The 12,044-nt window shown below is 65.1% G+C and carries 9 protein-coding genes; 4 read left to right on the forward strand and 5 right to left on the reverse strand.

Translation table 11 applies throughout. The features are described 5' to 3' along the window. Positions 1-132: 132 nt before the first annotated feature. A complete protein-coding gene (locus tag AC1DZT_RS01385) occupies positions 133-1,620 on the reverse strand; it encodes an FAD-dependent oxidoreductase (protein ID WP_478004797.1) in 1,488 nt (495 codons plus the stop codon). Between the two features lie 159 nt (positions 1,621-1,779). On the opposite strand from AC1DZT_RS01385, the gene AC1DZT_RS01390 reads away from it, so the two are divergent. Genes AC1DZT_RS01390 through AC1DZT_RS01405 form a run of 4 tightly spaced genes read left to right on the forward strand, consistent with a single transcriptional unit; the run spans position 1,780 to position 5,259 of the window. After that, positions 1,780-3,207 carry a DHA2 family efflux MFS transporter permease subunit gene (locus tag AC1DZT_RS01390; RefSeq protein WP_478004798.1) on the forward strand — a complete coding sequence of 476 codons (1,428 nt, stop codon included), beginning with the start codon at positions 1,780-1,782 and terminating at the stop codon, positions 3,205-3,207. Between the two features lie 48 nt (positions 3,208-3,255). Continuing rightward, positions 3,256-4,029 carry a hypothetical protein gene (locus AC1DZT_RS01395; RefSeq protein WP_478004799.1) on the forward strand — a complete coding sequence of 258 codons (774 nt, stop codon included), beginning with the start codon at positions 3,256-3,258 and terminating at the stop codon, positions 4,027-4,029. After that, positions 4,026-4,853 carry a TolB family protein gene (locus AC1DZT_RS01400; protein ID WP_478004800.1) on the forward strand — a complete coding sequence of 276 codons (828 nt, stop codon included), beginning with the start codon at positions 4,026-4,028 and terminating at the stop codon, positions 4,851-4,853. Before AC1DZT_RS01395 ends, AC1DZT_RS01400 begins: the two co-directional genes overlap by 4 nt. 28 nt (positions 4,854-4,881) lie before the next feature. Continuing rightward, positions 4,882-5,259: a rhodanese-like domain-containing protein gene (locus AC1DZT_RS01405; RefSeq protein WP_478004801.1), complete on the forward strand. Its 378-nt coding sequence runs from the start codon at positions 4,882-4,884 to the stop codon at positions 5,257-5,259. A 45-nt stretch (positions 5,260-5,304) separates the two neighbouring features. On the opposite strand, the gene fzlA is transcribed toward AC1DZT_RS01405, so the two are convergent. The 4 genes from fzlA to gltB all read right to left on the reverse strand — a co-directional run bounded on the left by fzlA (position 5,305) and on the right by gltB (position 12,044). Next, positions 5,305-5,970 (reverse strand): FtsZ-binding protein FzlA, encoded by a 666-nt coding sequence (fzlA, locus tag AC1DZT_RS01410; RefSeq protein WP_478004802.1) that lies wholly within the window; start codon positions 5,968-5,970, stop codon positions 5,305-5,307. A 110-nt stretch (positions 5,971-6,080) separates the two neighbouring features. After that, positions 6,081-6,815, reverse strand: a complete 735-nt coding sequence (mtgA, locus tag AC1DZT_RS01415; RefSeq protein WP_478004803.1) for a monofunctional biosynthetic peptidoglycan transglycosylase — start codon at positions 6,813-6,815, stop codon at positions 6,081-6,083. A 52-nt stretch (positions 6,816-6,867) separates the two neighbouring features. Beyond that, complete coding sequence (locus tag AC1DZT_RS01420; RefSeq protein ID WP_478004804.1) at positions 6,868-7,365, reverse strand: DUF1269 domain-containing protein; 498 nt, start codon at positions 7,363-7,365, stop codon at positions 6,868-6,870. A gap of 140 nt (positions 7,366-7,505) precedes the next feature. After that, positions 7,506-12,044 (reverse strand): glutamate synthase large subunit, encoded by a 4,539-nt coding sequence (gltB, locus tag AC1DZT_RS01425; RefSeq protein ID WP_478004805.1) that lies wholly within the window; start codon positions 12,042-12,044, stop codon positions 7,506-7,508.

Consider the following 12,044-nt stretch of genomic DNA (forward strand, 5'->3'; position numbering starts at 1 on the left):
GGCTTATCCTTTCGCAGCTTCAGGTCGCAGCTTCAGGCGCGGCCCGATGCCCCATTCTACGCGCCCGCAGGGGGGCGATGCCAATCCCGCCCGCCCCACCCCTACCGCACGGGCAGGTTCCCGCCAGAGACCTCAGCCCCCCGCCTTCAGGATATGATCCCCGGCCCTGAGCGCCAGCGCCGCGATGGTCAGCGAGGGGTTGACCGCCGCCGAGGTCGGCAGGACCGAGGCATCGACGATGTAGAGATTGTCCAGATCATGCGCCTTCAGGTTCGGATCGACGACCGAGGCCTTGGGGTCCGTCCCCATCCGCGCCGTGCCGCACTGGTGGCTCGGCGATTTCTTCTCGAAGGTTTTCGACACGACCACCGGCCAGCCGGCCCGGCGCAGCGCGGTCTTCAGCTTTTCGGTCAGGATCTGGTGAGCCTTGAAATTGCTGCGCTGCCAGTGCAGCACGATCCTGCCATCCTTGACCATCACCCGGCTGTCGGGGTTGGGCAGATCCTCGGACATGGTCATCAGGTGCATCGAGTAATCGGCGACATGGGTGGCGAGAAACAAGGGCCAGCCGGTCTCTGCCGCCATGATCGGCCCGGTCACCCGGCCCAGCATCTGCACATTGCCCAAGGGCAGATTGTCCGGCCCGCCCTCCAGATACCAGTCGTTGAACTGGATGGTCTTCTCGTAAACCGAGGTGTTCTTGCGGAAAGGGCTATAGGCCAGCACGGCCGAGATATTGTGGTTCATGAAATTCCGCCCGACCTGATCGGAGGAATTGGCCAGACCCGCCGGATGATCTGCATTGCCCGAGGTGAGCAGCATCGCCGCTGACTTCACCGCGCCCATCGCAAGGCAGATCACCGGGGCCGAGACGCGCTCGGTCTTGCCGCCGGAGACATATTCAACCGCCGTCACCCTGCGGCCCTCGGCATGCAACTTCACCACCTCGGCATTCCGCAACAGGGTGACGTTGGGATATTTCAGCGCCTCGGCCAGGCCGCAGGTTTCGGCATCCATCTTGCCGCCGCGGGTGTTGGGGAAGCCGTCGAAGGTCTGCGGCCCGCCCTCCAGCCATTTGTCGATATCGACGCCGAGGGGCGAGGGGCCGACGGCCAGCCCCTGCCGCCGCAGACGGGCGGCGAGGTCGGCCACCACGGGTTCATCCGGCACCGGCGGGAAAGAATAGGGCTGCGAATGGTGCGGTTCGGTCGGGTCGTGGCCCAGCGCGCCGCGCACTTGGTACAGGTCTTCGGCGCGGGAATACCACGGCTCCATATCGTCATAGGTGATCGGCCAGCCGGGGGTGATGCCTTCGACATGTTTGAGCGGTGCGAAGTCTTCCGCCCGATAGCGCAGCAGCACCGCGCCGTAGAATTTCGTATTGCCGCCGGGGTAATAGTAATTGCCGGGGTGAAAGCTGTTGCCCGCCTGATCGAGCCAGGCCTCGTCGGAACGGAAATAGCCGCCGAAGATCGCCGCCCCGTCGCGCGCCTGCGGACTGTCGGCCAGCCAGTCGCCCTTTTCCAGAATCAGGATCGCCTTGCCCGAGGGGGCCAAAGCGGCGGCAAGCGAGGCGCCGCCCATCCCCGACCCGATGATGATGATATCCGGCTCTGCCATGTCCTGCCCCCTGCTGTCCAAACCCGCAACCCTCCGGCTTTCCACGATTTGGATCGTTCCATATTGCTAAATGACCCCGCCCGACCCCGCAAGATTTTTCACGGAAAGCTGATGGCAAATGGCTTGCGCTTCGGCAGGCTCTGCGCGAGATATATGCGCATGGCATATATTTCCCTCCCCACCCCGCGCTTGACCCGCATCGTGCCCCTGATCGTCGCGGTCGCGCTGTTGATGGAGAATATCGACTCCTCGGTCCTGTCCACCTCGCTGCCTGCGATGGCGCGCGACCTTGCGACCGATCCGATCCACCTGAAGCTGGTGCTGACCTCCTACCTTCTGGCGCTGGCGGTGTTCATTCCGGCCTCGGGCTGGGCGGCGGACCGGTTCGGGGCGCGGACGGTGTTCCGAGCGGCGATCGTGGTCTTCACCCTCGGCTCCATCGCCTGCGGGCTGTCGCAGAACCTGTGGGAGCTGGTGATCGCCCGCACCCTGCAGGGCATCGGCGGGTCGATGATGGTGCCGGTGGGGCGGCTGATCGTCTTGCGCACGGTGCCGAGGGATGGGCTGGTGGGGGCGCTCGCCTGGCTGACGGTGCCGGCGCTGCTGGGGCCGGTGATGGGGCCGCCGCTTGGGGGCTATATCACCACCTATTGGCATTGGCGCTGGATCTTCTGGATCAATATCCCGCTCGCGGTGCTGGGGGTGATCCTCGCCACGCTTCTGATCCCCAACATCCGGGAAGAGGCGGTGTCGCGCTTTGACTTCAAGGGTTTTCTGATGGCAGGGCCGGGGCTTGCGGCCTTTCTGACCGGGGCGACGTTGGCCGGGGTCAACATGGCGCCGCTGTGGCTGACCCTGCTGCTGGTGATCGGTGGCGCTGCCCTGACCGCGGCCTTTGTTTTCCACGCCCTGCGGGTGGAGCGGCCGCTGGTCGATTTGCGGCTCTTGAGCCTGCAGACCTTCCGCATCTCGGTCACCGCCGGCACGATGTTCCGGGTCGGCGTCGGCGCCTTGCCGTTCCTTCTGCCCCTGATGTTCCAGCTTGGCTTCGGCCTCAGCGCGTTCCAGTCGGGCACGCTGACCTTCGTCTCCGGCATGGGGGCGATGCTGATGAAGTTTGCGGCCCAACCGCTGCTGCGCCGCTTCGGCTTTCGCGGCGTCTTGATGGGCAATGCGCTGGTGTCTTCCGTGCTGCTGGCGGGGCCGGCGCTGTTCACCCCGGCCACCCCGGTGGTGATCATGCTGGCGGTGCTGCTCATGGGCGGCGTCTCGCGCTCGCTGCAGTTCACTGCCGTCAATGCCATCGCCTATGCCGAGGTGACGGGCGAGCGTCTGTCTTCGGCCACCTCCTTCACCGCGGTGCTGCAACAGCTGTCAGGATCGATCGGCATCACGCTGGCCGCCATGACGCTGGAGGCGGCAGGCGCCCTGCGCGGGACGGCGGCGACCGACCTTGGCAACTTCCCCTTCGTCTTCGGCATCATCACCCTCTTGTCGATCGGCTCGGCGCTGATCTTCTCGCGCCTGACCCCCAGCGCGGGCGAAACCCTGGTGCAGCACAAGGCCCCGCGCCCCGTGGCTGGTTGACAGAGACGGCCCGCGGGGCAAATGTCACCTCATCCCAAGGGGGCATTCATGGATATCACCATTTCATTTGACCGACCGGAGGAGGGGCCGAAATCCGGCCCGGTTTCGGTCGGCTGGTTTTTGACCGCAGACAAGGGCGCCGTCCTTTTCGATCCGCCCGAGCGGCTGATCTTCCGCCAGACCAACAAGGCCCATGCCAAATCGGCCAGCCGCTGCCCGGCGGTGATCCAGATGGAAAGCCGTTATTTCATCATCAAATGCCCCTATGATCTGCACATCGGCTTTGGCCGCGACGACAAGGGCAAGCCGCATCTGATCAACCGGCAGGGCGCCGCCTCGCCGGTGCGGGCCAACAAGCTGAACGAGCTGCTGACCCTGGTGAACGAAACCGAGTGGCGCTATCCCGACCGGCCCACGGTGCAGCTGTCCTTGCCCTACTGCTTCATCGCCGACGAGCTGGTCTATATCAGCCAGATCGGCACCTTCGCGCATTACCGGGCCAATCCCCTGCCCGGCACGATCTTCGGCGGGCGCTTCCCGCTCAACGCCTGGCCGCGCCCCTTGATGTGGGCCTTCGAATGGCATGAACCGGAAAAGGACATCATCCTGCGCCGCGGCGAGCCCCTGTTCTACTGCCAGTTCGAGGCCGAGGGCCCTGATCGCCCGATCCAGGTGGTCGAAGCCGAACGCACCCCGGAACTGGCGAAATACATGGAGCAGATCTCGGGCGTGGTGAATTACGTCAACCAGACCTTCGGCCTCTTCAAGGCGGCCGAGGCTTTGCGCCCGGCCAAGCTGCTGACCCCCAAAGCCAGGGAATGAAAAGCTTTCTGGAGATCTACGATCTGGCCGCCGCAAGGTCGCGGCTGGTTCTGGCGCATGACGGCGTGATCGAGGCGCCGAACTGGGACCCGAAGGGCGGATATCTTCTGGTCAACAGCGGCGGGCGGCTTTACCGGGTGGACCTTGTGGCCCCGGCGCTGGACCTGGTAGAAACCGGCTTTGCCACCCGCTGCAACAACGACCACGGGATCAGCCCGGATGGCAGCCAGATCATCCTCTCCTCCCACCGCGAGAACGGGGCGGAGATTTTCCTGATGCCCGCCACCGGCGGCGTGCCGGAGGTGGTCTCGCCTCAGGCCCCCAGCTGGTGGCACAGCTGGTCGCAGGACGGCAAGGCCATCGCCTATGCCGCGGTGCGAGGGCCTGACCGCGTGGTCGACATCTGCCGGATGGAGCTGGAAAGCCGCGCGGAAACCCGACTGACCTTCGGCGACGGCCACAGCGACGGGCCGGAGTTTTCCGCCGATGGCGCCTTGATCTATTACAACTGCGACCGCGACGGTCCTGCGCAGATCTGGGTCATGCAGGCCGATGGCAGCGACCAACGCAAGCTGTTTGCCGATGACCATGTGAACTGGTTCCCGCATCCCTCGCCGGATGGGCGGCATCTTCTTTACCTCGCCTATCCGCCCGGCACCCGGAACCATCCCGCCAACCTGAACGTTGCCCTTTGTCTTGCCGACCCCGATGGCCAGAACCGCCGCCGCGTGGTGGAGATGATCGGCGGGCAGGGCAGCATCAACGTGCCCTGCTGGGCGCCCGACAGCTCTGCCTTCGCCTATATCCGCTATCAACCCGATTGAACCCCCCGCACTCATCCCAGGAGTTTCCATGCCCGTTTCCGCCAAGGACCTTGTCGCCGCCGCCAATGAAGTCGTCCCCCGCGTCACCACCGCCGAGGCCGAGAAGATGATCGCCGAGGGCGCGCTGCTGCTGGATGTGCGCGACGCGCCGGAGCTTGCCGCCATGGGCAAGGCCGCAGGCTCGCACCATATCCCGCGCGGCATGCTGGAGTTTCGCGCCGACCCGACCTCGCCCTCGCGTGACCCGGAACTGCGCCCGGACCGCCCGGTGATCCTGCATTGCGCCAGCGGCGGACGCTCGGCCCTGGCGGGGAAATTGCTCGTCGATATGGGCTATGAGAAGGTCTTCAACATCGGCGGGTTGAAGGACTGGAAAGAGGGCGGCGGCGAAGTCGTCGGCGGCTGACGGAAGGCCGCGACGCCTTGGGCGGGGGTTCCCGCCCGGGGCGCGTCAGAAATCCAGATCGGCGTAATGCGCGGGCGGCGGGAAGCCCGGGACCTGATCGGACAGCAGCGGGCGGAACGAGGGGCGCGACTTGATCTTGGCGTACCAGTCCTTGACCGCCGGGTTCCGGTTCCAGTCCACATCCGAGATATAGTCGAGCGCCGACAGATGCGCCGCGGCCGAGAAATCGGCCAGGGTCATCATATCACCGGCCAGCCAGCGGCGCTGTTCCAGAAGCCAGCCCATGTAGTCGATGTGATACTTGATCCGGCCCGCGCCATATTTGACATTCTTGGAATCCGGGTAGCCCTGACCCATCAGCTTCTTGTGGACCCGCTCGTACAGAAGCTTCGAGGTCACTTCGCTGTGGAACTTGTCGTCGAACCAGGCGCAAAGCCTGCGCACCTCGTACCGCGTGTCGGCGTCGCGCGGCATCAGCGCCGGGGTCGGCACGCTTTCGTCGAGATATTCGCAGATCGCCTGGCTTTCCGACAGAAGCTTGTTGTCGATCTTCAGGACCGGCACCTTGCCCGCCGGATTGCGGCGCAGGAACTCAGGCTGCTGTTCCCAGTACCGTTCTTCGACCAGCTCGACCTCAAGCTTCTTCTCGGCCAGCGTCAGACGGACCTTGCGGCAATAGGGCGACAGCGGGAAGTGGTAAAGGCGGATCATGCGTCTGGCCTGTAAGTCATTTGCGCCCTGATACAGGTCCGGGGGTCAAGGATCAATGGTGCGCAGGGTCGCCCGCCTGCGGCAAGGGGCGCGGCCCGGCGCGGCGGCGCTCAATCCACCGTCTCGAAACAGGCGGCGCGGCCGTCGGCCTCGATGGTTTCGGCGCCGGACATGATCTCCGCGGCATGCGCGCGCACGAAGGCCGAGGGTTTGGCGGCGCGGCGTTCCTTGGGGTTCGGGAGCACGGCGGCAAGGCGGGCGGCCTGGGTCGGGGTCAGATGGGCGGCATCGGTCTTGAACAGCGCCCGTGCCGCGGCCTGCACGCCGAAGACGCCTTCGGCAAATTCCGCCTCGTTGAGGTAAACCTCAAGGATGCGCTGCTTGGACCACATCAGCTCCACCGCCGGGGTCAAAAGCGCCTCCAGCGCCTTCCTGACGTAGGAGCGGCCCTGCCAGAGGAAGACGTTCTTGACCACCTGCTGGCTGATCGTGGAGGCGCCGCGCTGGTTGCCATGGGCGATGGCGTCGCGGATCTGGGCCATGTCAAAGCCCCAGTGCAGGCAGAAATTGGCATCCTCGCCCGCCACGGCAGAGCGGCCCATCTCGGGCGCGATTTGGTCCCAGCTGACCCATTCCCGCTCGATCCCGCCGAGGCGCCAGCTTTCCTGCCATTGGTAGATGTTGCCCGGAGGCGGCAGGAAGGAGAAGAGGAAGATCAGGAACAGGTAGAAGGCCAAGATTCCGGCCACGCCCCGCCCCAGCCATTTCAAGCCCCGCCGCCACAAAGGGCGCGGGGCTTTGGCGGCGACAGGGGTTTTCTTCGTGCGGGTCTTCTTTTCGGCCATGGGGTAGCATAGGCCTCAGCCCGCAGGCCCGGTCAATACCAGAAGCGCCCGGTCAGACCGCGGCTTTCTCCAGCGCGGCGCGCAGGGTGGCCTCGTCGTCATGGCTGAGCGAGGTTTGCAGGATCGTGCCGCGGGCGCGGAACTCGCCCAGACGCTCGACCACCTTGGCGGCGTTGAACTTGCGCGCCAGGATGAAGACCGCGGCGGTGCCAGGCTTCAGCCGTTCCCCCAGACCGCGCATGAAATCGTCGTTGATGCCGATGTCGGAAAACTTGCCCGACAGCGCCCCGGCCCCGGCACCCAGCACGACGCCGACCAGGGGGTTGAGGAACAGCATCCCGACCAGAAGCCCCCAGAACCCGCCCGAGGCCGCGCCAAGCGCCGTCAGGTTGGCGGCCTGGTGCAGCTGCACCTTGTCATCGGTGGAGCGGGTGACGACGACGACATCCTCCATCTCCAAAAGGTATTCCTTCTGCAGCTTGACCAGTTCGGCCCGCATCTCGAAGGCGGTGGTTTCATTGTCAAAGGACACGACGATCAGATCAGACATTGCAATCTCCTTGGTTGTCCCGCGCCGGGCAAGACCTGCCGGGCCGGGGCTGATCCTTGATAGATAGGGGCGGCAGATGACAAAAACCCCCGCAGCGGCGGGCGCTGCGGGGGTTTTCGCTGTCATCGGCTGGTTCTAGCCTATTCGGCGGGAACCTTGACCGCCTCGTCGCTCAGCGGATGCGGCAGGCGGGCGACCATTTCCACCGGGCAGACCTGGAGGAAGTTCTTCTTCTCCTCGGCCCAGTTGGCCAGGATCCGTTCGGCATGGCGGCTGCCCGTCTCGATGGCATGGGTCTGGATCAGGTCCTTCAGCTGCGCCTCCCAATAGGGGTGGCCCAGACCGCAGGTCAGGATCGTCTCCAGGTTCATCTGGTCTTCGGCCACGCTGTCGGGGTCGTAGATATAGGCCATGCCCCCGGTCATCCCGGCACCGAAGTTGGCGCCGATCCTTCCCAGGATCACCGCAACCCCGCCGGTCATGTATTCACAGCCGTTGGAACCGCAGCCCTCGACCACCACCTTGGCGCCCGAGTTCCTGACCGCAAACCGCTCACCGGCGCGGCCCGAGGCGTAGAGGTAACCATCCGTCGCGCCATAGAGCACGGTGTTGCCGATGATCGTGTTGTCCTCGGCCTTCAGCGGCGAGGTCATCGAGGGGCGGACCACGATGGTGCCGCCCGACAGGCCCTTGCCGACATAGTCGTTGGCATCGCCCTGCACCTCGATCTTCAGCCCGCGCACCGAGAAGGCGCCAAGGCTTTGACCGCAGGACCCGTTCAGCTTCACCGTCAGATGGTCGGATTGCAGCGTGTTGCGCATGCCGAACTTCTTGACGATATGGCTGGATGCCCGCGTGCCGATGGTGCGCAGCGTGTTCCTGACCGCATAGGACAGCTGCATCTTCTCGCCCTCTTCGAAGAAGCGGGCGCCGTCGCGGATGATCTCGGCATCCAGCGTGTCGGGCACATGGTTGCGCGGCTTGGACCGGTCGTAGGTGATCTTCTGGGCGCTATCGACCGAGATGAGCAGGGGGTTGAGGTCCAGGTCATCGAGGTGGGCCGAACCACGCGAGACCTGCGAAAGCAGATCCGCACGGCCGATGATCTCGTCCATGCTCCGCGCCCCGATGGAGGCGAGGATTTCCCGCACTTCCTGCGCGTAGAAGGTGATCAGGTTGACCACCTTGTCGGCAGACCCGGTGAACTTGGCGCGCAGCGCGTCGTTCTGGGTGCAGACGCCGACCGGGCAAGTGTTGGACTGGCACTGGCGCACCATGATGCAGCCCATCGCGATCAGGGCGGCGGTGCCGATGCCATATTCCTCGGCCCCCATCATCGCGGCCATCACCACGTCACGCCCGGTGCGCAACCCGCCATCGGTGCGCAGGGTCACCCGCTCGCGCAGGTTGTTCATCGCAAGGACCTGATGCGCCTCGGTCAGGCCCATCTCCCAGGGCAGGCCCGCGTATTTGATCGAGGTGCCGGGCGAGGCCCCGGTGCCGCCATTGTGGCCCGAGATCAGGATGATATCCGCCTTGGCCTTGGCCACCCCGGCGGCGATGGTGCCGACGCCGGAAGACGACACCAGCTTCACCGTCACCTTGGCGCGCGGGTTGATCTGCTTCAGGTCATAGATCAGCTGCGCGAGGTCTTCGATCGAGTAGATGTCATGGTGCGGCGGCGGCGAGATCAGCGTCACCCCCGGCGTCGAATGGCGCAGGCGCGCGATCAGCGCCGTCACCTTCATGCCGGGCAGCTGGCCACCCTCGCCGGGCTTGGCGCCCTGCGCGACCTTGATCTCAAGCTCCTCGCAGGCGTTGAGGTATTCGGCGGTGACACCGAAGCGCCCCGAAGCCACCTGCTTGATCTTGGCCGAGGGGTTGTCGCCATTCGCCTCGGGCAGGAAGTGGGCGGGGTCTTCACCGCCCTCGCCGCTGTCGGACTTGGCGCCAATCCGGTTCATCGCGACGTTGAGCGTCTTGTGCGCCTCGGGCGACAGGGCCCCCAGCGACATGCCCGGCGTCACGAACCGCTTGCGGATCGAGGTGATGCTTTCGACCTCTTCAATCGGGACCGGCTTGCCCAAGGACTTGATGTCCAGCAAATCCCGCACATGGATCGGCGGGTTGGCCCGCATCGCGGCGGAGTATTGCTTCCAGATGTCATAGGACGCCCGGTCGCAGGCCGATTGCAGCATGTGCATGGTCTGGGCTTCCCAGGCGTGCTTCTCACCCGAGCGGCGCGCCTTGTAGAAGCCGCCGACCGGCAGCACGTTCTGCTGGCTGAGCCAGCCCTTGGCATGGACCTCTTCGCACTTCAGCTGGATGCCGTTGAGGCCGATGCCGGAGATGCGGCTCTGCATGCCGGGGAAATACTCGGCCACCATGGCGCGGGACAGACCCACGGCTTCGAAGTTCAGACCGCCGCGATAGGAGGAGATCACCGAAATCCCCATCTTCGACATGATCTTCAGAAGCCCTGCGTCAATCGCGTCACGATACCGGCGCATCGCGTCGATCAGGCTGCCTTCCAGAAGGCCACGCGCCACCCGGTCGGCCACCGAATCCTCGGCGACATAGGGGTTCACTGTGGTGGCCCCCGAACCGATCAGCACGGCGAAGTAATGCGGGTCGATACATTCCGCCGACCGCACGATGATCGAGCAGAAGGTCCGCAGACCCTTGCGCGTCAGCCAGGAATGCACCGCCGAGGTCGCAAGGATCATCGGCATCGCGACCTTGCCCTCGTCCTGATGCTCATCCGTCAGCACCAGCTGACCCGCGCCGGAACGCACGGCATCCTCCGCCTCGGCCCGGATGCGTTCCAGACCCAGACGCAGCGAGTCGTGGCTGGCGCCTGCCGGGAAGGTGCAGTCGATGAAGGCGACCTGCTCGCCAAATCGGTTGACCAGCGCCTTGAACTCGCCATTGGCGATGAAGGGGCTTTCCAGAACCAGGATCTCGGTCTGGCTGGAGTTTTCGTCCAGCACGTTGCGCAGGTTGCCGAAGCGGGTCTTGAGGCTCATCACCCGGCCTTCGCGCAGGCTGTCGATCGGCGGGTTGGTGACCTGGGAGAAGTTCTGCCGGAAGAAATGGCTCAGCGGGCGGTAAACCTGGGACAGGACCGCAGCCGGCGTGTCATCGCCCATCGAGGCGATCATTTCCTTGCCGTCCTCGGCCATCGGCACCAGGACCTGTTCCAGCTCCTCCAGCGTGTAGCCGGCGGCGATCTGGCGCTTGCGCAGCTCCGTCCCGGTGAAAAGCGGGGCTTCCGGCACGTCGCGCAGCATTTCGTTCAGGTCGATGATCTTCTCGATCCAGTCGCCATAGGGCTGGGCGGCGGCGAGTTTGTCCTTCATCTCGACGTCGTGGTAGAGGCGGCCTTCCTTCATGTCGACGGCGATCATCTGCCCCGGCCCGAGCGCGCCCTTTTCGCGCACGGTGGATTCGTCGACCGGCACCATGCCGGCTTCGGACCCCGCGATCAGCAGCCCGTCACCGGTGACGACATAGCGCATCGGGCGCAACCCGTTGCGGTCCAGCCCGCCGCAGACCCAGCGGCCATCGGTCATGGCCAGCGCCGCCGGGCCATCCCAGGGCTCGATGACCGAGTTGCAATAGGAATACATGTCCGCCCAGGCCTTCGGCATGTTGGCGGTCTGCTTGCTCCAGGCTTCCGGGACCAGCATGGTCTTGGCCATCGGCGCATTGCGGCCCGACCGGACCAGCACTTCGAACACCGCATCCAGCGCCCCGGAATCCGAGGTGCCGCCCGGGATGATCGGCTTGATATCCTCGGCCATGTCGCCAAAGGCGGCAGAGGCCATGCGGATCTCGTGGCTCTTCATCCAGTTGACGTTGCCCTTCAGCGTGTTGATCTCGCCGTTGTGGGCGAGCATGCGGAAGGGCTGGGCCAGCCACCACTGCGGGAAGGTGTTGGTGGAATAACGCTGGTGATAGATCGCGAAGGCGGATTCAAACCGCTCGTCCAAGAGGTCGGGGTAGAAGGTCGAGACCTGTTCGGCCAGCATCATCCCCTTGTAGATGATGCTGCGGCAGGACAGCGAGCAGACATACATGCCCTGGATGCCGGCATTGGTCGCGGCCTTCTCGATCCGGCGGCGGATGATGTAAAGCTCACGCTCGAACTGTTCGGCATCGGCGCCGTTTTCGCAGCGGATCAGGATCTGTTCGATTTCCGGTCGGGTCGCGAGGGCCTTCTCGCCCAGAACCGAGATGTCGGAGGGCACGTGCCGCCAGCCATAGATGTAATGGCCCATGCGCAGGACTTCCGTCTCCACGATGGTCCGGCAGCGCTCCTGCGCGCCGAAATCGGTGCGGGGCAGGAAGACCTGGCCCACGGCGATCAGCTTGGACATGTCGGGCTCGTGGCCCGTGCGGCGCACCTGGTCGTAGAAGAAGGGCACCGGGATCTGCACATGGATGCCCGCGCCGTCGCCGGTCTTGCCATCGGCGTCCACGGCACCACGGTGCCAGATCGCCTTCAGCGCGTTGATGCCGTTTTCCACCACCTTGCGCGAGGGCTTGCCGGAGATCGAGACGACCAGACCCACGCCGCAGGACGAATGTTCATCCTCGGTCTTGTAGAGGCTGTTCTCGTCCATCCACTGGCGCTTGGCTTCCTCGGCGGCAACCCATGCTTCGTCATATTGCGTCAT

Source organism: Rhodobacter sp. P1_C2 (genome assembly GCF_056406375.1).